The sequence below is a fragment of the Azoarcus sp. Soil_N_20 genome, assembly GCF_057656155.1.
On the sequence record NZ_JBDGKX010000001.1, the window covers coordinates 129,830 to 152,017 of the forward strand.

General features: G+C 64.8%; 23 protein-coding genes. 9 read left to right on the forward strand and 14 right to left on the reverse strand.

Annotated elements, in window-relative coordinates; translation table 11 throughout:
• Window positions 1-10: 10 nt before the first annotated feature.
• Both AC3A35_RS00665 and AC3A35_RS00670 read right to left on the reverse strand, forming a co-directional pair.
• Window positions 11-1,378, reverse strand: a complete 1,368-nt coding sequence (locus AC3A35_RS00665) for a CHASE3 domain-containing protein (protein ID WP_487433872.1) — start codon at window positions 1,376-1,378, stop codon at window positions 11-13.
• 268 nt (window positions 1,379-1,646) lie between these two features.
• On the reverse strand, window positions 1,647-1,958 hold the full coding sequence (locus AC3A35_RS00670) for a BON domain-containing protein (RefSeq protein WP_487433873.1): 312 nt from the start codon (window positions 1,956-1,958) through the stop codon (window positions 1,647-1,649).
• A gap of 379 nt (window positions 1,959-2,337) precedes the next feature.
• Between AC3A35_RS00670 and AC3A35_RS00675 the strand changes: the two genes are divergently transcribed.
• Both AC3A35_RS00675 and AC3A35_RS00680 read left to right on the forward strand, forming a co-directional pair.
• The gene (locus AC3A35_RS00675; protein ID WP_487433875.1) at window positions 2,338-2,484 is read left to right on the forward strand and encodes a hypothetical protein; all 147 of its coding nucleotides are present in this window, start codon (window positions 2,338-2,340) and stop codon (window positions 2,482-2,484) included.
• Between the two features lie 148 nt (window positions 2,485-2,632).
• Window positions 2,633-3,031, forward strand: a complete 399-nt coding sequence (locus AC3A35_RS00680; RefSeq protein WP_487433876.1) for a response regulator — start codon at window positions 2,633-2,635, stop codon at window positions 3,029-3,031.
• Window positions 3,032-3,053: 22 nt separating this feature from the next.
• Here the strand turns inward: AC3A35_RS00680 and AC3A35_RS00685 are convergent, their stop codons facing one another.
• Entirely contained in the window at window positions 3,054-4,679 is a 1,626-nt protein-coding gene (locus AC3A35_RS00685; RefSeq protein ID WP_487433877.1) for an ABC-F family ATPase, read from the reverse strand.
• Between the two features lie 127 nt (window positions 4,680-4,806).
• Entirely contained in the window at window positions 4,807-5,322 is a 516-nt protein-coding gene (locus tag AC3A35_RS00690; RefSeq protein WP_487433878.1) for an N-acetyltransferase family protein, read from the reverse strand.
• A 159-nt stretch (window positions 5,323-5,481) separates the two neighbouring features.
• Between AC3A35_RS00690 and AC3A35_RS00695 the strand changes: the two genes are divergently transcribed.
• Window positions 5,482-6,036 (forward strand): DUF3592 domain-containing protein, encoded by a 555-nt coding sequence (locus AC3A35_RS00695; RefSeq protein ID WP_487433879.1) that lies wholly within the window; start codon window positions 5,482-5,484, stop codon window positions 6,034-6,036.
• Window positions 6,037-6,059: 23 nt separating this feature from the next.
• On the opposite strand, the gene trhP is transcribed toward AC3A35_RS00695, so the two are convergent.
• Complete coding sequence (trhP, locus tag AC3A35_RS00700; RefSeq protein WP_487433880.1) at window positions 6,060-7,436, reverse strand: prephenate-dependent tRNA uridine(34) hydroxylase TrhP; 1,377 nt, start codon at window positions 7,434-7,436, stop codon at window positions 6,060-6,062.
• 314 nt (window positions 7,437-7,750) lie between these two features.
• Between trhP and AC3A35_RS00705 the strand changes: the two genes are divergently transcribed.
• Complete coding sequence (locus AC3A35_RS00705; protein ID WP_487433881.1) at window positions 7,751-8,953, forward strand: ammonium transporter; 1,203 nt, start codon at window positions 7,751-7,753, stop codon at window positions 8,951-8,953.
• 60 nt (window positions 8,954-9,013) lie between these two features.
• On the opposite strand, the gene AC3A35_RS00710 is transcribed toward AC3A35_RS00705, so the two are convergent.
• Window positions 9,014-9,886, reverse strand: coding sequence for a sterol desaturase family protein (locus tag AC3A35_RS00710; protein WP_487433882.1), 873 nt, complete (start codon window positions 9,884-9,886; stop codon window positions 9,014-9,016).
• Between the two features lie 303 nt (window positions 9,887-10,189).
• Between AC3A35_RS00710 and AC3A35_RS00715 the strand changes: the two genes are divergently transcribed.
• The 4 genes from AC3A35_RS00715 to AC3A35_RS00730 all read left to right on the forward strand — a co-directional run bounded on the left by AC3A35_RS00715 (window position 10,190) and on the right by AC3A35_RS00730 (window position 13,112).
• Window positions 10,190-10,567, forward strand: a complete 378-nt coding sequence (locus tag AC3A35_RS00715) for a hypothetical protein (protein ID WP_487433883.1) — start codon at window positions 10,190-10,192, stop codon at window positions 10,565-10,567.
• Window positions 10,568-10,579: 12 nt separating this feature from the next.
• Entirely contained in the window at window positions 10,580-11,236 is a 657-nt protein-coding gene (locus tag AC3A35_RS00720) for a glycosyltransferase (protein WP_487433884.1), read from the forward strand.
• Between the two features lie 28 nt (window positions 11,237-11,264).
• On the forward strand, window positions 11,265-12,176 hold the full coding sequence (locus AC3A35_RS00725; RefSeq protein ID WP_487433885.1) for an HD domain-containing phosphohydrolase: 912 nt from the start codon (window positions 11,265-11,267) through the stop codon (window positions 12,174-12,176).
• Between the two features lie 243 nt (window positions 12,177-12,419).
• Window positions 12,420-13,112 carry a haloacid dehalogenase type II gene (locus tag AC3A35_RS00730; RefSeq protein WP_487433886.1) on the forward strand — a complete coding sequence of 231 codons (693 nt, stop codon included), beginning with the start codon at window positions 12,420-12,422 and terminating at the stop codon, window positions 13,110-13,112.
• A 34-nt stretch (window positions 13,113-13,146) separates the two neighbouring features.
• On the opposite strand, the gene AC3A35_RS00735 is transcribed toward AC3A35_RS00730, so the two are convergent.
• The 7 genes from AC3A35_RS00735 to lysM form a co-directional block, all read right to left on the reverse strand.
• Window positions 13,147-14,196 carry a methyltransferase domain-containing protein gene (locus tag AC3A35_RS00735; RefSeq protein WP_487433887.1) on the reverse strand — a complete coding sequence of 350 codons (1,050 nt, stop codon included), beginning with the start codon at window positions 14,194-14,196 and terminating at the stop codon, window positions 13,147-13,149.
• A gap of 96 nt (window positions 14,197-14,292) precedes the next feature.
• Window positions 14,293-14,535, reverse strand: a complete 243-nt coding sequence (locus AC3A35_RS00740; RefSeq protein WP_487433888.1) for a zf-HC2 domain-containing protein — start codon at window positions 14,533-14,535, stop codon at window positions 14,293-14,295.
• Window positions 14,529-15,164, reverse strand: coding sequence for a sigma-70 family RNA polymerase sigma factor (locus tag AC3A35_RS00745; RefSeq protein ID WP_487433890.1), 636 nt, complete (start codon window positions 15,162-15,164; stop codon window positions 14,529-14,531). Before AC3A35_RS00745 ends, AC3A35_RS00740 begins: the two co-directional genes overlap by 7 nt.
• 2 nt (window positions 15,165-15,166) lie before the next feature.
• Window positions 15,167-15,424, reverse strand: a complete 258-nt coding sequence (nrtS, locus tag AC3A35_RS00750) for a nitrate/nitrite transporter NrtS (RefSeq protein WP_487433891.1) — start codon at window positions 15,422-15,424, stop codon at window positions 15,167-15,169.
• A 72-nt stretch (window positions 15,425-15,496) separates the two neighbouring features.
• Window positions 15,497-16,789 carry a TIGR03862 family flavoprotein gene (locus AC3A35_RS00755; RefSeq protein ID WP_487433892.1) on the reverse strand — a complete coding sequence of 431 codons (1,293 nt, stop codon included), beginning with the start codon at window positions 16,787-16,789 and terminating at the stop codon, window positions 15,497-15,499.
• A 1-nt stretch (window position 16,790) separates the two neighbouring features.
• Entirely contained in the window at window positions 16,791-17,228 is a 438-nt protein-coding gene (locus AC3A35_RS00760) for an acyl-CoA thioesterase (RefSeq protein WP_487433893.1), read from the reverse strand.
• A 148-nt stretch (window positions 17,229-17,376) separates the two neighbouring features.
• The gene (gene lysM / locus AC3A35_RS00765) at window positions 17,377-17,880 is read right to left on the reverse strand and encodes a peptidoglycan-binding protein LysM (RefSeq protein WP_487433894.1); all 504 of its coding nucleotides are present in this window, start codon (window positions 17,878-17,880) and stop codon (window positions 17,377-17,379) included.
• 205 nt (window positions 17,881-18,085) lie between these two features.
• On the opposite strand from lysM, the gene AC3A35_RS00770 reads away from it, so the two are divergent.
• Complete coding sequence (locus tag AC3A35_RS00770) at window positions 18,086-18,583, forward strand: OmpA family protein (protein WP_487433895.1); 498 nt, start codon at window positions 18,086-18,088, stop codon at window positions 18,581-18,583.
• Between the two features lie 15 nt (window positions 18,584-18,598).
• Here AC3A35_RS00770 and AC3A35_RS00775 read toward each other — a convergent pair whose 3' ends face one another.
• Complete coding sequence (locus AC3A35_RS00775; protein ID WP_487433896.1) at window positions 18,599-22,180, reverse strand: EAL domain-containing protein; 3,582 nt, start codon at window positions 22,178-22,180, stop codon at window positions 18,599-18,601.
• Between the last annotated feature and the right edge of the window lie 8 nt (window positions 22,181-22,188).

Here is a 22,188-nt window from a genome sequence, read left to right on the forward strand (position 1 = left end):
GTCCGCGCGGTCAGCTTCGGGGGCGCGGTACCCGCGCGGTGACCAGGGTTCCCTTGCCCGGCGTGCTGAGCACCTCGAGTTTTCCTGCGAGCATCTGCACCCGGTGCTCCATGCCTGCGAGACCGTGACGATTGTGGCGCGACCGCTCCGGATCGAAGCCAACGCCGTCGTCCTCGATCCGGAGCGAGATGGTATCGTCGCCGACCTCCAGTGCCAGGCGGACACGGGTGGCGTGGGCGTGGCGGCGAACGTTGGTCAGGGCCTCCTGGGCGATGCGAAACAAGGCCAGCGACAGGTCTTCCGGCAGGCTCGGCAGGTCGTCCGACAGTTCGAGATCGACCCGCCCGTCGTGGTCGCCGACGCCGCCCGACTGGGCCAGCGAGCGCAAGGCCTCGACCAGCCCGAGATCGGACAGCAGCGGCGGACGAAGGTCGGCGACGACCCGGCGCTTGATCGAGATGACCTGGTTCAGGGTGTCGATCAGGCGGTCGAAACGGCTGCGCAGCGGCGCCATCACCTCGGCCGGGAGCTTGCGGCCGATCCACGCGGCATCGAGCTTGGCCGCCGTCATCAGGGCGCCCAGTTCGTCGTGGAGTTCGCGGGCCAGCCGGGCCTGCTCGAGCTCTCGGGTTCGGGTCAGATAGGTGGCGAGACTGGTGAGCTCGGTGGTGCGCACCTCGACCTCGGTCTGCAGGCGTTCGTTCTCGGAGTGCAGGATGTCGGCGATTCGCCTCCGCAGCGCGTCCTGACGGTAAAGCACGACCGCCAGCGCAAGCAGCAGCGCCAGAATGGACAGGCCGAGCAGTCGATTGGTGGCGCGAACATCCGCAAAGCGTGACAGGGAGGCATCCAGGGTCCGGTCGATGTCGCGCAGCACTTGGGTGCGCAATGTGCCTACGATGCGGCGGATCTGGTCGGTGAGTTGTTTGTCGGTGCCACCGGAAGCCGAGTCCGCGTTGTCGCCCACGCCGTGTTCGATGCCAAGCTTCATCAGCGACCACCGATCGTCGAACAGCGTGCTCAGGAGGTCGAGCATCTTGCGCTGATCCTCATCCGCCCAGTCGCCCTGACGCAGCTGTGCAAGCGTCCGTTCGACTTCGGCGCGACCGTCCTGATAAGGGGTGAGATAGACCGGATTCTGCGTCAGCATGTAGCCGCGGACGCCCGACTCGGCGTCGAGCACATGCCGCAGCAGCGCTTCGACATGGTAGAGCCGGCTCGATTGGGCACGCAGCTTCTCCAGCGCTTCCCTGCTGGAGGTGGATTGCCACTGGCTGGCGGCAAGCCACGCCGCACCGAGCACGAATCCGAGCAGCAGCAGCGGGGTGAGCAGTTTGCCCGGGCGAAAGCGGGCGACGGGCGCGGACGAGAGTGCCATGGCGTCTGGTGGTCAGTGCAAGGTCCCGATCCCATTCCGGCGCAAACCGGATCGTAGTGAATTATGCCCCCCGCAGGCCGGAATGTGCCCACGGAAGCGGCCACCTTCCACATCGTGCTCGTTCACCGCTGGGTTGCGGGGGCCGACGCCTGTCATCCGCGCGTTCCGTTCGGCATGTTTCCGCCCCCGCCATCCCGGCGAACGAGCAGGGGTACGCGCAACGGACAGGGACGATGCCCGTTGGCGCACGTCGGCTCGCAACGACGGCCTACTGCCGGACCACGATGTCGTTCTTCACCGAACTCACGCCTGGCGTCGCGCGCGCGATTTCACCGGCGCGACTGCGTTCCGCGGTGCTCTTCGCGAACCCGGACAGCTGTACCGTGCCCTTGAGCGTTTCCACATTGATCGACATCATGCTCACCGTCGGATCTTCGGCAAACTTGGCTTTCACCCGGGTGGTGATGGCGGCGTCATCGACGAACTCGCCCACCGTCGATTGATCGCGCGTGACCGCGCAACCGACGGCGGTAAAACCGAGCAAGCCGGAAAGTGCAAGCGTGGCGGCAACATGTTTCATGATCGTGCTCCTTCGTGTTGGTATTGTCGGTGATCGGTGCGGGCCAGTCGGCTGGCTGCACGATGCAGTTCGACTCTAGGCCTGCGAATGGCGGCGGTCTGTCCGTCGATTCGGATCGTCGTGTAGGCGTTTGCCTGCACGGTGCGCGCTTCGTCCCGGTGGGGCCAAGCCAGTCCGAAGCCGCCGGAGCGCCCGAACCGATCACCAAGGGGCGCTCTCCGCCGACGGGTTGTGGGAATCGTCTGACGCGGCTCTAGGATGCCGCCGATGGGGGGGCATTGCGGACTTGCGTACAGTGGAGCCATGGGCCGCCCGGGCCACGCACGCCAGACAGCGCTTGTCCTGCGAGACCGCGTTTCCGACCCAAGGAGGTAACGTCATGAACATCGACATCGTCGCGGTCGGACGTGGGCGATCGCGAAGCATCGCTCAGCAGGGCGAACCGATTCAGGTGGCGGGGGTAGCCCCGACCTGGCTGCATCGCGCCACCCGGAGCATGCAGCTCGACGTCGCCCCGGACGGTTGAGCTATCATCGCGGCGGCATTAGGACAGCGCGTGGGCGTGATGTCGTACCGCGCTTCCGGCGTGGCGCGGCTTTACAGTAGCCGGAAGGGCGCACCGACCGCTCAACCGTCTCCGATGGCACGAACCCGTTGTGGATCGAAGTCCGGCAATGAACGAGAACGCATCTGCTCCGCTCCGTGTATTCCTGATCGAGGATTCGCCCATTCTGTGCGCGATGCTCAGAGACATGCTGGACGAGATCGAGGGCGTCCTGGTGGTTGGCGATGCCGATGACGAGTCAGGTGCCCTTGCCGAACTGGAAGGCCAGCGCGCCGACGTGGCGATCGTGGATCTGGAATTGCGTGCAGGTAGCGGACTGGGCGTCCTGAGCCGGCTCAGTGCCGAACCGGAGCGCTTCGGTCGGCCGCGTGCAGTGGTGTTTTCCAATCATGGTCACAGCACGGTCCGTGCCCGTTGCGCCGCATTGGGCGTGGAGCACTTTTTCGACAAGTCATTCCAGATGGACGAACTGATCGACTTCATCCAGGACGCCGTCCGCGAGCGCTGATTGTCCGCGGGCGGCCGCTCACTTACTCGACGCCCTGGCTGGAGAGGTACTCCTCGTAGGTCCCGCGGTAGTCGATGATGGTGCCGTCGAGCTTGATCTCGATGATGCGGGTCGCCAGCGAACTGACGAACTCGCGGTCGTGCGAGATGAAGATCAGCGTACCGTTGAACTTTTCCAGCCCGTTGTTGAGCGACTCGATCGACTCCATGTCGAGGTGGTTGGTCGGTTCGTCCATCAGCAGCACGTTGGGTCGCGACAGCATCAGCTTGCCGAACAGCATGCGCCCCTGTTCGCCGCCGGAGATCACCTTGACCGATTTCTTGACCTCGTCGCCGGAGAACAGCAGGCGGCCCAGGGTGCCACGGATCAGGGTCTCGACGTCGCCGCCGACGGCGTCCGCGGTCACCCGGGCGTAGTCGGCGATCCACTCGGTGAGGCTCATGTCGGTGGCGAAGTCGGACGAGTGATCCTGCGCGTAGTAGCCCGGCTTGGCCTTCTCGGCCCACTTCACCGCGCCCTTCTGCGGTGTCAGTTCGCCCACCAGCAGCTTCATCAGCGTGGTCTTGCCGACCCCGTTCTCGCCGATGATCGCCACCTTGTCGCCGGCGTCGATCGCCAGCGACAGTCGCTTGATCAAGGGTTGCTCCATGCCCTCGTAAGCGAAGGAGAGGGTGTCCACCTCGCACGCCAGGCGGTGGAGCTTGTCCTTTTCGTCATAGTCGAAGCGGATCCACGGGTACTGGCGGCTGGAAGGCTTGACGTCTTCCGGCTTCAGCTTGTCGATCAGCTTCATCCGGCTGGTGGCCTGCTTGGCCTTGGACTTGTTGGCCGAGAAGCGGCGCACGAACTCCTGCAGCTCGGAGATCTTGTCCTTGGCCCGGGAGTTGGCCGCCGACTGGCGTTCGCGGGCGATGGTCGCCGCTTCCATGTAGTCGTCGTAGTTGCCGGCGTACACCGTGATGGTGCCGTAGTCCAGGTCGGCCATGTGGGTGCAGACCTGGTTCAGGAAGTGACGGTCGTGGGAGATGATCACCATCGTGCAGTCACGGTTGTTGAGCACATCCTCGAGCCAGCGGATGGTGTTGATGTCGAGGTTGTTGGTCGGCTCGTCGAGCAGCAGGATGTCGGGGTTGGCGAACAGGGCCTGGCACAGCAGCACGCGCAGCTTCCAGCCGGGCGCGACGTTCTTCATCGGGCCGTTGTGTAGTTCGGTCGCGATGCCCACGCCGAGCAGCAACTCACCGGCGCGCGCTTCGGCGGTGTAGCCGTCGTATTCGCCGAACTTGCCTTCGAGTTCGGCGGCGTGCATGTAGTCGTCTTCGGTCGCGTCCGGGTTGGCGTAGATCGCGTCTTTTTCCGCCATGCACGCCCACATTTCCTCATGCCCCATCAGCACCACGTCGAGCACGCGCATCTCTTCGTAGCCGAACTGGTCCTGGCGCAGGTAGGTCATGCGCTCGTGCGGATCCTTGGAAACATTGCCGGCGGACGATTCGAGTTCGCCGCACAGGATCTTCATGAACGTGGATTTGCCCGCGCCGTTGGCCCCGATCAGACCGTAGCGGTTGCCGTCGCCGAACTTGACGGAGACATTTTCGAACAGGGGCTTGGCCCCGAACTGCATGGTGATATTGGCGGCGACGAGCACTTGAAATCCTGTTATTCAGATAAAACAAAGCCTTGCATTATAGCGCAAGACGTGTATTGCTGCAGTGCACTTGGCGCTTCCCGCGGGCCGCCGCATTTACGCCGCCGGCCGCGGCTGAAACGCCCGCCTACAGCCATTTCTGCAGGAACAGTGCCTGGCCGGCTGCGGGGTCGAGCACATAGGGGCGAAAGCCGGCGCGCTCATAGGCCGACAGCGCGGCGTGATTATTGGACAGCACTTCCAGGGTGAGCTTGCAACAGCCGCGCGCGTGCGCTGCTTGCTCTGCGGCGGTCAGCAGCGCCCGGCCGATCGCCTGGCCGCGGTAGTCGGCGTGCACCACGAGGTCGTGCACGTTCAGCAAGGGACGGGCGGCAAACGTGGAGAATCCCTCGAAACAATTGATCAGTCCGCATGCGATGTCGCCACTGAACGCAAGAAAGGCGACGAAATCGCGGCGTTGCCGCAGATGTCCGACCAGTGTCGCACGGACCGTGTCGTCGAGTGGCTTGGCTCCCCCCATCGGGTCGCGCGCGTAGTGGTCGAGCAGCATGAGGAAGGCTTCGGCATGGGCGGGCTGTGCGAGCCTGAGCGGAGTGATGCGGAGGCCGGCGGCGACTGCCGCTCCGGGAGGGGTGGATTTCATGAGATGGGGCTTTCCATTGGGACGGGTCGAACACCGCAGTCGTGGTCGGGAGGAAAATTTTGTCGGCAGCAGGATGTCCGTCACGGCGCGCCACCCATAAGTTCTCACGATCGGACATACCCCTTATAGAATAGGGGTTCCTGTATTGCCGACGCCACCATGTCTCGAGTCTCGCTAAAGCTGTTCCTTCTGGAGGGCACCATCCGCGTGGTCTTTCCGCTGCTCGGGGTGGCGTTGTTGGTATCGGGATTGTTCGGGGTCGTCTCGTTTGGCGTTTTGCCTTTGGTCGATGCGATGCGCAGTCGGCAATGGACGCCGGTTCCCGCTACCCTCGAAGCGGTGCGCCTCGCGCCTGCGCAGCTGCTGCGCAATCGGCCCCTGCCGGCGTTCGAGGTGCGCTACCGCTATCAGTTCGACGGTGCGGACTTCGTCGGCACACGGTTCGATCTGCACAATGGCGTCGATCATCGCGGTGCAGTGAAGGCACATATCGCCCGATTGCCGGTCGGTACGGAGCTTACCGCCTGGGTGAATCCGAACTCGCCGGATCAGGCCATGCTGCAACGTTCGCTCAACTGGCCGCTGCTGGGGCTGGTGTTACCGTTCGGCGCAATCGGGCTGATCGGGGGCTTGTTCCTGCTCGGCGGCATGGTCGCCTGGAACGATTCCCGGTCGCTGCTGCGCAAGGACGTGGCCGCTCGGCCTCGCGACTGAGCGGGGCGCCGGGGCGTCATCCGTCAGACGAAGCGGGCAATGAAGCAGGGGTGTGCCGGATCGGCACCCTCGGGCAGCGCAAGCCAGACCCGGCGACCACTGCCGGGTACCAAGGCGATCGATGCGCCGTCGGCAGCTTCGATACGCAGGATCTCGCCGGTGAAGTTCCCGCCGGGCTGAATGAACTCCAGCCGATCACCCACCCCGAAGCGGTTCTTCACTTCGATTTCCGCCAGCGCGCGGGTACGGTCGTAGCCGACCATCTCGCCCACCAACAGGCTGCGGCCCGACTCGGAATGGCCGCGCAGGTAGTTCTGGTGTTCCGGTGTGCTGTGGCGCTGGTAGAAGCCGTCGGTGTAGCCGCGGCTGGCCAGGCCCTCGAGTTCGCCGAGCAATTGCAGGTTGAAGGGCCGGCCGGCCATGGCGTCGTCGATCGCCCGACGATAGCCCTGGCTGGTTCGCGCGACGTAGTACGGGCTCTTGGTGCGGCCCTCGATCTTCAACGAATCGATACCGATTTCCACCAGCCGGTTTACGTGTTCGATCGCGCGCAGGTCGCGCGAATTGAGGATGTAGGTGCCGTGCTCGTCCTCCTCGATCGGCATCAGTTCGCCGGAGCGCGTGCCTTCCTCGAGCAGCCACACCTTGTCGGCCTTGGCGTGGCGTGGTCCGCCACCGAGTGCGGTGCCGACGGTGCCGAAGTCGCGCGGATTGCCCAGCGCCGGAACGTGGTCGCGGGCCTCGATATCGCCGGACGGGCTCTCGATGGTCTCATGCATCTTGTAATCCCAGCGACACGAGTTGGTGCAAGTGCCCTGGTTGGGATCGCGGTGGTTGAAGTAGCCCGACAGCAGACAGCGCCCGGAGTAGGCGATGCACAGCGCACCGTGGACGAAAACCTCGAGCTCCATGTCCGGGCATTCCTGGCGGATCTCCGCCACCTCGTCGAGCGACAGCTCGCGCGACAGGATGATGCGTTTCACCCCCATCGACTGCCAGAAGCGCACGGTGGCGTAGTTGGTGGTGTTGGCCTGGACCGAGAGGTGGATGTCGACCTCGGGCCAGCGTTCGCGCACCATCATCATCAGGCCGGGGTCGGCCATGATCAGCGCGTCGGGCTTCAGCTCGATGATCGGCGCCATGTCCTCCTCGAAGGTGCGGATCTTGGCGTTGTGCGGGTAGATGTTGGCCACCAGGTAGAAGGCCTTGCCCGCGGCACGGGCTTCGGCGATGCCGGCGGCGAGAACGTCGAGCTTGCCGAAGCTGTTGTTGCGCACGCGCAGCGAATAGCGTGGCTGACCGGCGTAGACTGCATCGGCGCCGTAGGCGAAGGCGGTACGCATCATGTCGAGGGAGCCGGCAGGGGCGAGGAGTTCGGGGCGGCGAGAAGCGTAAGTCATGGCTGCGGCAGGCGGGAAAAAGGGCATTCTACGCGTCTGCGTCGGCACTGCGATCATGCACCGGGGTGGCGCGTAGATCGTCAGCACTCGCCATCATGGTGCAGCGTGGGAGCCGCCCCGATGTGCGGGCCACGGTTATGGTGCATCCAGCCCCCAAGGACAGGTCAATGCACCGGATATGTGCATTGAAAGTCGTTGATGCACCGTTATAGTGCCTTCTATCGCCCTTGCTTGGGGCGAATATCCCGACTTATCAATGAAATATGCACTGGAACGGTGCTTGCTAGAGGCTTCCATTCCGTTCGGAGGCTTATATGGAAGCATTCAAGTCAAGCAGCGATGTCCTGTTCATCCTGATGGGCGCCATCATGGTGCTCGCAATGCACGCGGGGTTTGCCTTTCTCGAGGTCGGGACAGTGCGCAAGAAGAACCAGGTCAACGCCCTGGTCAAGATCCTGACCGACTTCGCGGTATCGACGCTGGCCTATTTCCTGGTTGGCTACGGCATTGCCTATGGTGTGCACTTCTTTACCGGCGCAGACACGCTGCTCGACAAGAGCGGGTTCGAGCTCACCCGCTTCTTCTTCCTGCTCACGTTTGCCGCGGCAATCCCGGCGATCATCTCGGGCGGGATTGCCGAGCGTGCCCGATTCTATCCGCAACTGGTGGCCACCTTTTTCATCGTCGCCTTCGTCTATCCGTTGTTCGAGGGCATCGCCTGGAATCAGGCCTTCGGCATTCAGGCCTGGCTTGCCGCGCGTTTCGGGGCAGAGTTTCACGACTTCGCCGGATCGGTGGTCGTTCACGCGATGGGGGGCTGGATTGCGTTGCCGGCGGTGCTGCTACTGGGGGCGCGCCATGGGCGCTATTTGGGCACGGGCGCGATTTCCGCACATCCGCCGTCATCGATCCCCTTTCTCGCACTGGGTGCATGGATCCTGATCGTGGGCTGGTTCGGCTTCAATGTGATGTCGGCCCAGACCCTGGAGAAGATCACCGGTCTGGTGGCGATCAACTCGCTGATGGCCATGGTGGGCGGAACCCTGATGGCATTGGTCGTGGGCCGCAACGACCCCGGCTTTGTGCATAACGGACCGCTGGCGGGGCTGGTAGCGGTATGTGCCGGCTCGGACATCATGCATCCGCTCGGTGCGCTGGCGGTGGGCGGTGTGGCGGGAGGACTGTTCGTGATGATGTTCACCCTGACCCAGAACCGCTGGAAGATCGACGATGTGCTCGGGGTGTGGCCGCTGCATGGTATTTGCGGGGCGTGGGGCGGACTCGCCGCCGGTATTTTCGGCACCACCGCCCTGGGCGGTCTCGGCGGTGTGTCCTTCATGTCGCAACTGGTGATGACCACGCTCGGTATCGGCGTTGCGCTCGGCGGCGGATTCCTCATCTACGGTGTACTCAAGCTCAGCGTCGGCCTGCGGCTGGGCCAGGAGGAGGAGTACATCGGGGCCGATCTGTCCATTCACCGCATCACGTCTACGCCGGAGCGGGAGTCGAACTGGTGAGGCGTGTGATGAAGGGGATGAAGGGCGTCCTTTCGGGCTCCTTGTCAGTCACGTGGCGGGTCATTTCCGGCGGTCGCGCGTGTCGCCGGGCCAACTGCGACGATTGATCGCGTAGTCCGTGATCTCGCCGCGGAAGGGCAGCATCAGCATGCCGTCGAGGCGCGCGACCTCGCGGGGGTCGGTGTGATCGCGGATGCCGATGGTCATCGCCAGGTGACCGGCGCGTGGCTGATCGCGGTAGGTCCCGAACAGGCGATCCCACCATGGCAGGTTGAAGCCGAAATTGGAGTTCGTCTCGTCGTCCTCGATCGAGTGGTGCACGCGGTGCATGTCCGGGGTGACCACGAACCAGCGCAATACGCGATCGAGTCGGTGGGGCAGGCGGATGTTGCCGTGGTTGAACATCGAAGTGGCATTGAGCAGCACCTCGAAGATCACCACCGCCAGCAGCGGTGCGCCCAGCACCATGATGGTGGCGAACTTGATCAGCATCGACAGGATGATCTCGAGGGGATGGAAACGGGCGCCGGTGGTCAGATCGTAGTCCGGATCGGCGTGGTGCACGCGATGCAGCCGCCACAGGGCCGGGACCGCGTGCACCATCACGTGCTGGAGCCAGATGACGCAATCCATCGCGATCACCGACAGGACCACGGCCAGCCAGTAGGGCAGGGCGAAATGATTGAACAGGCCCCACCCGTTTTCCGTGCAGAAGGCCGCCATCCCTACGGCCGCGAGCGGAAAGAGCAGCCGCAGCACGATCGTGTTGAGGACGACCAGCCCCAGGTTGCTGGCCCAGCGCAACCCCCTGGACAGCGTCAGCGCCCGCCGCGGCGCGAGCACTTCCCATAACGCGACAACGGCGAAAACGGCCACAAAGGAAGCCAGCCGGATCACCGGTTCGTTTGCGAGGAGGGATGGCTCGAAGTTCATTGGGGGCGAATCCGACGTTGCCTGCATACAGTCTAACACTCGTTGGAATGTTGTTGTCTATGCGGTGAGCTGCGATGGCGGGCCTTGGTCGCGAGACAGCCTGGGCACCTCGCGTCTCCCGGCATTCCACTTATTAGAGGGTTCGGATGGATGGACGTGCGATCGAGGATCCGCGGTGCGAGCCGATGGCAGAAAAGCTGAAGAAAACCTGTAATGAACTGGCTGCGTGGTTTGACTAACTCCTAACCGGCAACGTTGACGCTGCTCGGTGAAACCACAAACCGCAGTAAAAGGAGAAGCATCATGAAAAAGCAAGTTCACAATCTCGCCGCTGTCATCGCCGTCAGCCTCTTCGCAGGGACTTCGGGGATCGCAATGGCCGAAGTCGTCGAAACACAACACAGTGCTTATCAACTGGCTGCGCAGCTGAGCGCGACAGCGATGCAGGCGGGGCAGGCCGGTCCGGCGGGCCCGAGCGAGATTCCGGGGCGGACGGGGGCTGCATCCGACTGGACGCCGCTCGAAACGCGCAACAGCGCTTATGAATTCATCCGGGAAACTGCCGCTGCGCCGGTCGGTCAGGCGGGCAGGGCCGGACCGGTGGCGATCGGGGGCAGGCCCGACAAGCGGGTTGTCCTCGAAACACAACACAGCGCCTACGAGCGGGAAGATCGCCGTTGAAGCCGGCCTGCGGTGAGTGACGGACGTCGTCTGCGCGTACAGGAACCGCTGATTCAGGCCGTTTGCGGGGAGCCGGGCGTTCGCCTCTCCATCATCGTGCCGGTGCTCGACGAGGCGGCGCTGGCCTATGCGCAGCTGCGTCTGATGGCACCGCTGCGGCGCTGCGGGGTGGAGGTGATTGCGGTCGATGGCGGCAGCGTTGACGACACCGCCGCGATCGCGCGGCGCTTTGCCAGTCGGGTCATCCGGGTGCCGGACTTGCGAGCCCGGCAGATCAATGTGGCGGCCGCCTTTGCCTGCGGAGAGGTGTTGCTGATCATGGACCACGGGGTGGTGCTGCCCGCTCTTGCAGACCAGTTGATCGAGCAGGCGATGTACGATTCGGGAGCCGAGTGGGGTTGGCTTGACGTGCGCCTTAGCGGTGGACTGCTGCGTCGCCTGCAGTCCGTCTGGTTGAGCTGGCGTTCGCCCTGGCAACTGACGGATCAGCATCCCCTGTTTGTCAGCCGGTCGGTCTTTCTTGCGACCGGCGGCGTTCCGGAGGGTGCGCGATGCGCGCCGTCGGCGCTGTCCGGGCAGTATCGGGCGGCCGGGCTGAGGTCGGTGCATATCCGTCGTCCTGCGCTCGTCGGTCGCGCGCCGCATGGGCGAGGGGGCACGGAACGATGATTCGGTCGCCCATTACTGCGGAGGGAGCATGAAGCTGTTCAATCATCTGACGAATTGGGCCAGGCCGCGGGACGATGCCGCGGAGCAGCTGCTGGTCAGTCTGCTGGTGATGGCCTGGGTGGTCGAGGCACGTGATCCTTATACTGGCGGGCATCTGTGGCGGGTCTCGCGCTATTCGGCCGTACTCGCCGAGGACGCGGGGCACCGCGGGGGGGAGTTGGCGCGGATCGAGATCGGCGGCTTCCTGCACGATCTCGGCAAGATCGGCATTCCCGATGCGATCCTCAGAAAGAACAGCCGCCTGACCGACGATGAATATGCGGTGATCAGGACCCATCCCGAGGTCGGTGCGCGCATGCTTGCCGCGCATCCGCTGGCCCGTCTGGTTCGTGCGGCGGTATTGCACCATCACGAGACGCCGGACGGCAGGGGCTACCCGCACGGGCTCGCAGGCGAAGCCGTGCCGCTCGATGCGCGCATCGTCGGTATTGCCGACGCGTTCGATGCGATGACCAGCACCCGTCCATATCGCAAGGGGATGCCGATCGAGCAGGCGCTAGTGATCATTCAGGAGCATCTTGGAACCCAGTTCGACCGCAGCCTTGGCGAGCGCTTTATCGAGCTTGGTCGCGCCGGCGCGCTCACCCACATCGCCGGGCACAGCGACCACGGCATTCCCCTGCAGAGCTGCATGATGTGCGGCCCGACCCTGGCGGTGAGGCGCGAAGCGCAGACGGGTGACAACGTCTACTGTCGTTCCTGCGGTGGCGAGTATCAGCTGCAAGGCGATGGCGGGGCGCTCCGGCACGCGGTGCCGACGGGGCGGATCGGCATGCCCGCCGACCTTGAGCCCGACCCGGATACCGATCTGATCTCGCGCGTCGTGCATGGCGCAGCAGCCAGGGTGCCGATCGCCGAGTTGCTCGCGACCGTCGCCTGATTCGACTTCGTTCTCCATTGGTGGCGCGGCCCGCGTCGCCCCCCGCGCTTCACCTTTTCCACACGCCCCGGGATCCAAAGGTTGAGGGACGGCGCTGGAGCGGACAAGACTGAGGCGGGTAGATGTGCCAGGGCGCTGCGTCCAGCGTCCCGGGTGTGCCTTCTGGACCGGCTCCGGTAGAGGTGTCATCCTTTGTTCTTCGGAGGCGGTCGGAGAGCCCACGGCATTGACGAGGAGACTTGAATGAAGACAGCACCACTTCCCGGAATCGACGCATGCGTCTTCGACGCCTATGGGACGCTATTCGATTTCAACAGCGCGGCGGCCGCCGCGCGCGACGAACTGGGGGCCGACTGGCAGCGCCTGTCATTGCTGTGGCGCGACAAGCAGCTTCAATACACCTGGTTGCGCGGGCTCGCCAATCATCATGCCGACTTCTGGCAGGTCACCGGCGACGCGCTCGATTTCGCCCTCGCCACGTTCGAACTGAATCGCCCGGACCTGAAAGCCCGCCTCATGGAGCTATATCTTCACCTCGACACCTTTCCCGAGGTTCCGGACGCGCTGCGCCGCCTGAAGGCGCAGGGCGTCAGGCTGGCGATTCTGTCGAACGGGACCGGCCCGATGCTCGATGCGGCCGTGCGCCATAACGGTCTCGACGCGGTGTTCGATGCCGTGTTGTCGGTCGAGGAGGTCGGGGTGTTCAAACCGCACCCGTCGGTCTACCAACTGGCCTGCGACCGCCTCGGCGTTGCCGCGGAGCGGATCTGCTTCCTGTCCTCGAACGGCTGGGACGCCTACTCGGCAAAGGCATTCGGTTTTCGCGTGCTGTGGTGCAACCGTTACGGCTTTCAGCCGGAGCGGATTCCGGCCACGCCGGACGGTCAGATCGCCGACCTGAGCGCACTGCCCAATGCAGTCAGGGCCGCAGGCTAGCCCCGCGCCCCGGACGCCGCGAGCCGGCTCCGGCTCAGCAACAGCCGCAATCCTCGCTGTCGTCCGCGGTCTGGCGGCCAAAGGGGGAACTGGTGCCGCAGCCCTGGAAGATGCCGTAGTGACGGTCGAAACTGCCGACGAAATCGAAGTGCCCGGAAAAGCGGGTTTCCCGCAGCATGCGCCAGGTGTTGCCACATACCGGGAAGATGCGGCCGGCCTCGATCTCGTGATGCTTGTCGAGGATGAAGCGCTCCGGCTGGTGCGCAATGCCGCCGCGGTAGATGACCGCCTGGCCGTAGTCCTCGCAGGCGCTCTCGAGGGTGTCGAGCTTGAACAGGCGGTAGGTGGCGGAGAAGAAACGGATGTTGCCGACCTTGGCTGCAAGCAGCGGATCGGTGATCTCGAGCGGACGATCCTCGACCAGACGTGGATCGGCAAAGCCGCTGCGCCGCGCCAGGCTCAGGAAGTCGTTCCAGTACAGGGCGCCGCCGAGGCATTCGCCATATAGCACCGGGTCGTTGCGTACCGTGGCAGGCACCCGGCGGTCGGCATAGACGTCGGAAAAATAGAATTCGCCACCCGGCTTGAGCAAACGCGACACACCGCTCAGCACCGCGTCCTTGTCGGGCGAGAGGTTGATCACACAGTTGGAGACGATGACATCGAAGCTGCCTGGCTCGAGTCCGAGTTCATCCAGACGTTCGATATAGCCGTGCACGAAGCGCACATTGCTGCTGGTGTGGCCGAAGGCTTCACGATGATGGGCCTGGTGGCGCATGGCGACCGCGAGCTGCTCTTCGGTCATGTCCACACCGACCACTTCGCCACTTTCCCCCACGAGCTGGGCCAGGGCATAGACGTCCCGACCGGATCCGCAGCCGAGGTCGAGCACCCGGCATCCCTCGAGCAGGGTCGGGCACACCAGGCCGCAGCCATAGTAGCGGCTCAGGACCTCGGGGTGGATGCGTGCGAGCAGCGGCTTGAGCCAGGCGGGCATCTGCGAGAGGTCGCAGCAGGCGGTTGTCTTCAGGTCGGCGGAGGTGGCGAGCTGGCGGCCGTAGTAGTCCTGGACGAGGTCATGCATGGTGGGGTTCCTTGGCGGTTGGGTCCTTATCGGTGTTGGTCGGCGCCGGGCGCGGATTCTTACACCGATCGGTAATCGTGCTCCGGGCCCCGCAGCTCAGGGCTCGCGCGCGCTCCCGGTGTCGTCGGCCTTGTCGGTGGTGGGCTCGGCTGTGGATTCCACGAATGCACCGTCCGCATACCGCGACGATATCTGGCGCAGCCAGGCCATGTGCTCGCGATAGTTGGTACAGGCCGAGCACATCATCAGGTGCATGCGCAGCGTGAGGCGTTCGCGCAGGTCGAGCGTCCGATCAAGCGACTCCGAGCACAAACGGGTGGCTTCCTTGCAGCTCAACATGTTCGGCACTCCCCTTTCACGAACCAGGTCGACTCCAGGCAGCTGCGCAGACTGGTGCGCGCGCGGTGCAGAATGACATGACAGTTGTTGGTGGTGATGCTGACCTCCGCGCAGATTTCTGCGGTTTCGAGACCGAGCATCTCGCGCATCATGAACACGCGCGCGATGTTCTCCGGCAGGCGATCCAGGCAGGCTTCGAAGACGGCCCAGAACTGTTTGTTCTCGAACGACTGCTCCGGCGCGGCCCACGCGGCCGGGCGCGAGTTCGTCTGCCAGTGGCCGTTTTCACGGAACAGCGCATCGAGTGCGGCGTCGGGGTCATCGTCGCCGTCATTGCCGAGTACGCTGCTCAGCGAAACGGTCTTCTGACCGCGGCGCAGGATGTCGACGATCTTGTTGCGCAGGATGCCGAAGACCCAGGTCTTGAGCGTGGCGTCGCCGGCGTAGCGGGCGACGCCGATCAGTGCCGCCTCGATCGCTTCCTGGACCGCATCTTCGGCCATGGCCTTGTCCCGCAGCTGGAGCCGGGCGAAGCGCAGCATGTCGTGGTGCAAACCCGCGAGTATCTTCGGGTCGGTCAGTTGGCTGGCGGCACTGCCGCCTGCGCCGAGGGAGCTGGCTTGATCCATGGTCATGTCCTGCGCCGAAGTTCGTTGCTCGCCGCACTGTAGCTGGACACACAGTAGGGCACCAGATAATTGAGCGTCAGGTGCCAGAGGTTGATTGAGTCGCCGGCTAGGATCTGGGGACTCTGATTGATCAGGTTCAATGCCGTTCCGACCACCAGCGCGACCCTGGCCGCCGCCTTGATGATAGGGCCCTTGCAAGCAGCTTCGAGCAACGCGTGCAGGGCGACCTTGCGGGCGATGCCGGATTCCGGGCGTGTCATTTTCGTTGCATGTCGTGAGTTCGGGCAGGCGGTTGCCTGCGCTGTCATTGGTCGTTGCTACCCCAAGGATTCTTACAATGCACTGCGCAGGTGCTCCGAAAGCCAGTGCAGCACGCCGTGTCCGGCCGACCGGCCGCTGGCAAGGCAGGCGGTGAGCAGGTAGCCGCCGGTCGGGGCTTCCCAGTCGAGCATCTCGCCGGCACAGAACACACCGGGCAGGGCGCGCACCATCAGCTGCAGATCGAGTGCCGCAAAGCGCACGCCGCCCGCGCTGCTGATCGCCTCATCCAGCGGTCGTGCCGCGCTCAGACGCACGGGCAGGGCCTTGATGCCGGCCGCGAGCCGCGCCGGGTCGGCAAAGTCGGCGGCGGGCAGACATTCGCGCAGCAGACCGGCCTTGACCCCCTTGATTCCGGCTTGTCCCTGCAGGTGGCTGCCCATCGAGCGGCTGCCGCGAGGGCGGGAGAGTTCGCTGGTGAGGCGCTCGAGGCTGCGCCCGGGGCTGAGGTCCAGCTCGATACAGGCCGATCCGGTGGCGGCGAGGGTGTCGCGCAGGGGGGCGGAAAGGGCATAGATCAGGCCGCCCTCGACGCCGGTGGCGCTGATCATGCATTCGCCGCTGCGCTCATGCACGCAGCCGTGCAGGTCGGTGCAGCGGGCGCGCACGGATTTCACCGGTTCGCCGGTGTGTCGCTCGCCAAAATGCGTGCTCCAGCCGTGGCCGCCCTCGCCGCCGGCGGCCACGTCGAAGCCGCAGTTGGCGGCCAGCAGGTCGGACACGTCCACCCCGCGCTCGCGCAGGATCGCCACCCAGGCACCATCCGAACCCAGTTTGGCCCAGCTGCCTCCGCCGAGCGCGAGGACGACGGCGTCCGCACACACCTCCTGCGGGCCGTCCGGCGTCGAGAACCGCAGCAGCTGGCGGCCGTCGCTGGTTGCTGGCAGGGCCCAGCCCTGCCAGCGATGGCGCATTGCGAAACGTACGCCGGCCGCACGCAGGCGTGCGAGCCATGCCCGCAGCAGCGGCGCAGCCTTCATCTCATGCGGGAATACGCGTCCGGACGTGCCGACGAAGGTTGCGACGCCCAATGCGGCGGCCCAGTCGCGCAATGCTCCGGGGCCGAACGCCGCGATCATCGGTGCGAGTTCGTGCGTCCGCTCGCCGTAGCGCGACAGGAACACGTCGTCGGGTTCGCTGTGGGTGAGGTTGAGCCCGCCGCGACCGGCGAGCAGAAATTTTCGTCCAGCCGTGGGCATGGCGTCGTACACGGTGACCGCCGCGCCGCCTGCCGCGAGTACCTCCGCAGCCATCAGGCCCGCGGGGCCTCCACCGATGACGGCGACCACCCGGGGTGCTGCGGCCACGTCAGGTTGCGGCTTCCGCGGCAAAACGCCGGCGGAAGCTCTCGGGTACGGCCGTGATCTTGCGTGCGACATAATCGAAGAACACGATGCCGGTCTTGCCGCGCGCCACTTCGCGTCCGGAGGCGAGGTCGGTCATGCGCCACAGCAGGTCGCAACCGTACTTGCTGAAGGCGGATGCTCCCATCGCCACCGCCATGGTCTCGCCACGGAAGGCTTCCGACTTGTACTGAAGGGCCGCGTCGGCCACGATGACGCCGGCGCCATCGACGTCGAGTTCCGTATAGCCCATGGACTCGATATAGCGCGCGCGGGCCTCGGACACGACGGTCAGCAGCAGGGCGTTGTCGAGATGCCCGGCGGCATTCATGTGGCTCAGGTAGAGCGGGATCTCGGTCGAAAAGGGCAGGCCGGCGGGGAGGTCGATGTGGATGCGGGACATGTCGGCGAATTGCGCGGGGGAGGTGTGCGGAGCACGCGGCCGTCGACGTTAGCGCCGCCGGCGCTGCAGTTCAAGTCGGTCACCGGTGGCGGTCGCGATCCGCGGGGCGGAATCCACGCCGCCCCGCGTTGCGTGCGCCCCGGACGCCTCAGGCCTGCGGCGGAATGCGCAGCATCTGCCCCGGATAGATCTTGTCCGGATGACTCAGCATCGGCTTGTTGGCCTCGAAAATCGCCGGGTACTTGTTGGCATTGCCGTAGTAGGTCTTGGCGATCGCCGACAGGGTATCGCCGCTGACGACGGTGTGGAAACGGGCTTCGGGTTCAGGATTGAGCACGACGAGCTTGTCTTCGACACTGCTCACGCCCTGGACGTTGCCCGCAGCCAGCAGGATGCGCTCCTTGGTGGCCTGGTCGGGGGCGCTGCCACTGACCGTTACCGTGGACGTCGCGCCGTCGAAACCGATGCTCAGATCCGGGGTGGCGAGTTTGAGGGTATCGATGTAGTGGCGGATGGCCTCGGCGGCCTTGGCATTGGCCAGTGCTTTGGATTCCGGGCTCGGTGCTTTGGCTGCCGCGTCCTGCGCGGCCTTGGCTTCGCCGCTGCCGAAGAGTTTTTCCCCTGCGTCCTTGATGAAACTGAACAAACCCATGGCAATCTCCTTGTGTACTTGGGTGCTACGCTGGTCAATGTAGCCGTGCTTCATATCAAGCGGGTAAATATTCTCACAAAAGCATTCTGCACGCCGTGCCCGGCCCCCCTGTTGCGTTGCGCAAAATGCATGAAGGCGGCGCCCGCTTCGGTTAGACTCACGAGCTGTTTGCCAAACAACACAATGACTTGAGCGGGAGAAATGCATGTTTGATCAGGAAGACGGCGAACTGAACGTCGTCATGGGGGTTCTGTTCGGCATCATCGCGCTGGTGATCGCTTTTGTCATCGGTCTGGGTGTGCATTCGATGGGCCGCAACAATGCAGCAGCGCAGGCGATGCCGGCCGCTCAGGGTGCCGACGGGATCTTCGTCGACGTCGCCGAAGTGGGCGAGCCGCTGGCCAAGCTCTACTTCGCGCCGGGCGAAACCGCGCTTCCCGCCGATGCCGGCGACGCGCTCGGACGTGTGGTCGCAGCGCTGGCCGCCCGTGCCGATGCCAGGGCGCTGCTGTCGGGCTTCCATGACGAAACCGGCACCGCCGACGTGAATGCCGAAGTCGCGAAGAATCGGGCGCTCGGCGTGCGTGAAGCCCTGATCGCGGCGGGCGTGCCGGCCGAGCGCGTGATGATGCGCCGCCCGGCCGTCACCCTGGGCGGTGCCGATGCTGCTGAAGCGCGGCGGGTGGAGATCCGGGTGCAGTAAGACGGCCGATCGGCATCAACACGTGGGCGCCTGAAACCGGGGCGCTCTTTTTTTGTCGGTGGTGCCTGGTGCCGGCAGTGCCCGCGCCCGCACCCAGGTTTCGAATGCGTCGGCGGCGAGGGGTTTGCTGAAGTGGTAACCCTGGACCTGCTCGCAGCCATGCTGGCGCAGGAAGTCGAGCTGTTCCGCGGTCTCGACGCCCTCGGCGATGGTGCGCATGCCCAGGCTGCGGGCGAGGTTGATGATGGCGATGACGATCGCCTTGTCGTCGGCATCGACGGCAATGTCGCGAACGAAGGACTGGTCGATTTTCAGCTTGGTGACCTTGAATCGTTTCAGATAGCTGAGCGACGAGTAGCCGGTGCCGAAGTCGTCGATCGACATGTTGACGCCGCGCTCGAACAGCCTGTCCATCACCGCGATGGCAGTCTGCGGATCGTTCATCGCCACCGCTTCGGTGAGTTCCAGTTCGAGTCGTTCGGCGGGGAAGCCGGCCTCGTCCACGATCCGGGTGACCAGTTCGGGAAGATTGGGGTGGCGGAACTGCGCCGCCGAAATATTCACCGCGATGACCAAGGCCGACAAGCCGTGCTCCGTCCACCGTTGCGCCTGGGCGACGGCCTGGCGCAGCACCCACTCGCCGATCCGTATGATCAGACCGTTGCTCTCCGCGATCGGGATGAACTCGGCCGGCGAGATCGCACCGAGTTCCGGGTGCTGCCAGCGCAGCAGGGCTTCCGCCCCGATCACCCGACCATCGTGTAGCGAGATCTGGGGCTGGTAATGCAGCGACAACTGGTCCCGATCGAGCGCATGCCGAAGCGCGTTGGCCAGCATCAGGGCGCGCACCGAATGCGCCTGCATCTCGCGGGTGAAGAAGCGGTAGGCGTTGCGGTTTTCGCGTTTGACCTGATACATCGCCGCGTCTGCGTTTCTCGACAGCGTATCCATGTCTGCACCGTCGTCGGGATACATTGCAATTCCGATCGAAGGCGTGGCGCCCAGTTCGTGCTGATCAACGAGGTAGGGTTTCGAGATCGCGTCGAGCAGCTTGGCGGCGACATGGGCGGCGCCGTCGGCGTCGGTGTTGGGCAGGATGAAGATGAACTCGTCGCCGCCGAGGCGGGAGACGGTATCGCCGGCCCGCATCGAGCCTTCGAGCCGGCGCCCGACTTCGACCAACAGCTGATCGCCGACTTCGTGCCCAAGGGTATCGTTGATGTCCTTGAAATGATCGAGGTCGAGGAACATCACCGCCAGCCGCCCGCCACTGCGTTGTGCCAGGCTCAAGGCGGTGGCGAAGCGGTCCTTGAGCAGGGTCCGGTTGGGCAGGCCGGTCAGCTGGTCGAAATGGGCCAGATACTGGATCTGCGCCTCGGCACGTTTGCGTTCGGTGATGTTGCGGGTCACGCCGCGGAGTTCCACGTTTCCGGTCTTCAGGTTTCGCACCACATTGATGACGACTTCGGTCCACACCGTGGCGCCGTCCTTGCATGGCTGCTCGACCTCCTCGATGGTGAAGTCGTTGCTGCTGCGTGTGCCGGCGTGAAATTCCGCCAGCAGGGTACGGATGACCTGGTGCACGCGGGCGGCACTGTTCGCGGTGAATGCAGCCTCGAGCGGCGCGGCCATGACTTCGTCGGCGGTGTAGCCGCTCAGCCGAAGGACCGACGGGCTGACATAGAGAAAGCGTGACGACGCGGGATCGAGGGTCCAGATCACGTCGTTGATGCTCTCGGTGAGTTCCCGGTATTTCTCCTCGCGCTCGATCAGTTCCTCGGCCATGCGCGCGCGTTCGGCATCCTTGCGGAAGCGATCGAGGGCGAAATCGATGTCCATCGCCATCTCGACGAGCAGCTTCTGCGCCGCGCTGTCGAATGCGTTGACCTCGCCGGCATACAGCGCCATCGTGCCGATCACGATGCCATCGCGGTGAAGCGGCAAGGACGCCGAGGCGGCCCAGCCGAAGCGGCTGCCGCGTTGATGCCAGGGTGCCGTGGCCGGATCCCGGGCAAAATCCTGGCACCAGAATGGACGATCCTCGCGGATTGCGGTTCCGGTCGGGCCACAACCGTGCGGGTCGTCGGCGTGAGTCGAGATCGCGATGTCGTCGAGATATGCGGTACCGTCACCGAAGGCGGCGACCGGCTTCAGCATACCGTCGTGCTCGTCGATCAGACCGATCCAGGCCATCTTCATCTCGCCGAAAATCACCGCATCGTGGCAGATCTGATGCAGCAGTTCGGCCTGGTCGGCGCAGCGCACGATCGCCTGATTGCACTGGCTCAGTGTCGCGTAGAGGCGGGTGAGCCGGCGGACGCCGGCTTCGGCCAGGTGGCGATCGGTGACATCGCGCGACAGCACGATGAAGTGCGGTGGTCGGCCGGGGGCCGGCTGCTTTCTGGCGACCGAGAGCTCGAACCACATCGTCCCGCTCGCCAGCGGCAACGCGATCTGTCTGCCGCTGGACCAGCCGTTGGCGTTGGCTTCGCGCAGCGCGTCCAAGCAGGCGGCCGCGGCCTCGGGGGGCAGCAATTCGGCGATGGTCTTGCCGATGATCATGTCCGGGGGCGCGGCGAGGTGCTCGGTACGCGCTGCGCGCACGTCGTGATAACGCCCGTCCAGGTCGACCTCGAACAGCAGGTCGGGAATCGCGTCGAGCGTGGCGGCGAGCTGGCGGTTGACTTCGGCCAGTTCGCGGGTGCTGGCCTTGACCTTGCGGCGCAGAAGCACGATCCCGGCCGACAGCGCAATGCCGAGTCCGACCAGAATCAGCAAGGCATTGCGGACTGCCGGCGGCACCAGGACGTCGGGCGTGCGGTCGCTCCAGCGGTGGAGAATGCGGAAGTACGGAGAAGCGGGGTCGTGTTGCCACGGTTTGAGATGGGCATCGATGTGCGCCAGCAGATCGCCATTGCGTCCTTTGCTCGTGGCGTAGAACAGGCTCGAGGGCAGAAAGACGATCGGCGTGTCGACGAGACCGTGATCGACCGCCTTGTACGCGCCGAACTGATGGCTGGCAACGGCGGCGTCTGCCCCGCCCGAGGCGGCGAGCCGGAACGCTTCGGCCGGCGAGGAAGTGGGGACGATCTCGAACTGGACCTCGAAACCGATCAGCATCGAACGCAAGGCCTGCTCCTGGATGCTGCCGGCGAGCATGGCGATGCGCTTGCCCTTCAGATCGAGTATCGACTCGATCACCGTGTCGTCACGACGGTAGATCTGCGACCAGCTGTGCAGCGCGGCAGTCCGGTGGAAGTCGAAGCGCTTGCTGCGCTCGGAAGTGTAGGCGACGTCGGGGAGCAGATCGAGACCGCCGCGCTCGAGTTGCTCGAGGCAGGTGTTCCAGTCGCAGCGTACGAAAACGGGTTGCCAGTTCTCGCGTACCGCGATCTCCTGCAGCAGTTCGATCAGCAGGCCGGTCGGCATGCCTTGTGCATCGGAGAAGATCTTCGGCGGGTTCTCGTAGATGCCGACGCGCACCTCGCGCGCGGCCGCTCCGTCGGCCTGGCCGGCGAGCGCCAGGAGCGCGACAACGGCCAGCCTACCCGGCCGGAATCCCACCAGGCGACAGGCATAGGCGATCCATCGCATCATCAAAAGTA

What these genes read in the sequence shown, in the direction of transcription:
- AC3A35_RS00670 (WP_487433873.1), bottom strand. Translation starts at nt 1,958, where the DNA reads ATGAAACATGTTGCCGCCACGCTTGCACTTTCCGGCTTGCTCGGTTTT.
- AC3A35_RS00715 (WP_487433883.1), top strand. Translation starts at nt 10,190, where the DNA reads ATGAAAAAGCAAGTTCACAATCTCGCCGCTGTCATCGCCGTCAGCCTC.
- AC3A35_RS00665 (WP_487433872.1), bottom strand. Translation starts at nt 1,378, where the DNA reads ATGGCACTCTCGTCCGCGCCCGTCGCCCGCTTTCGCCCGGGCAAACTG.
- trhP (WP_487433880.1), bottom strand. Translation starts at nt 7,436, where the DNA reads ATGACTTACGCTTCTCGCCGCCCCGAACTCCTCGCCCCTGCCGGCTCC.
- AC3A35_RS00675 (WP_487433875.1), top strand. Translation starts at nt 2,338, where the DNA reads ATGAACATCGACATCGTCGCGGTCGGACGTGGGCGATCGCGAAGCATC.
- AC3A35_RS00690 (WP_487433878.1), bottom strand. Translation starts at nt 5,322, where the DNA reads ATGAAATCCACCCCTCCCGGAGCGGCAGTCGCCGCCGGCCTCCGCATC.
- lysM (WP_487433894.1), bottom strand. Translation starts at nt 17,880, where the DNA reads ATGGGTTTGTTCAGTTTCATCAAGGACGCAGGGGAAAAACTCTTCGGC.
- AC3A35_RS00725 (WP_487433885.1), top strand. Translation starts at nt 11,265, where the DNA reads ATGAAGCTGTTCAATCATCTGACGAATTGGGCCAGGCCGCGGGACGAT.
- AC3A35_RS00735 (WP_487433887.1), bottom strand. Translation starts at nt 14,196, where the DNA reads ATGCATGACCTCGTCCAGGACTACTACGGCCGCCAGCTCGCCACCTCC.
- AC3A35_RS00710 (WP_487433882.1), bottom strand. Translation starts at nt 9,886, where the DNA reads ATGAACTTCGAGCCATCCCTCCTCGCAAACGAACCGGTGATCCGGCTG.
- AC3A35_RS00680 (WP_487433876.1), top strand. Translation starts at nt 2,633, where the DNA reads ATGAACGAGAACGCATCTGCTCCGCTCCGTGTATTCCTGATCGAGGAT.
- AC3A35_RS00745 (WP_487433890.1), bottom strand. Translation starts at nt 15,164, where the DNA reads ATGGATCAAGCCAGCTCCCTCGGCGCAGGCGGCAGTGCCGCCAGCCAA.
- AC3A35_RS00695 (WP_487433879.1), top strand. Translation starts at nt 5,482, where the DNA reads ATGTCTCGAGTCTCGCTAAAGCTGTTCCTTCTGGAGGGCACCATCCGC.
- AC3A35_RS00760 (WP_487433893.1), bottom strand. Translation starts at nt 17,228, where the DNA reads ATGTCCCGCATCCACATCGACCTCCCCGCCGGCCTGCCCTTTTCGACC.
- AC3A35_RS00730 (WP_487433886.1), top strand. Translation starts at nt 12,420, where the DNA reads ATGAAGACAGCACCACTTCCCGGAATCGACGCATGCGTCTTCGACGCC.
- AC3A35_RS00770 (WP_487433895.1), top strand. Translation starts at nt 18,086, where the DNA reads ATGTTTGATCAGGAAGACGGCGAACTGAACGTCGTCATGGGGGTTCTG.
- nrtS (WP_487433891.1), bottom strand. Translation starts at nt 15,424, where the DNA reads ATGACACGCCCGGAATCCGGCATCGCCCGCAAGGTCGCCCTGCACGCG.
- AC3A35_RS00740 (WP_487433888.1), bottom strand. Translation starts at nt 14,535, where the DNA reads ATGTTGAGCTGCAAGGAAGCCACCCGTTTGTGCTCGGAGTCGCTTGAT.
- AC3A35_RS00775 (WP_487433896.1), bottom strand. Translation starts at nt 22,180, where the DNA reads ATGATGCGATGGATCGCCTATGCCTGTCGCCTGGTGGGATTCCGGCCG.
- AC3A35_RS00705 (WP_487433881.1), top strand. Translation starts at nt 7,751, where the DNA reads ATGGAAGCATTCAAGTCAAGCAGCGATGTCCTGTTCATCCTGATGGGC.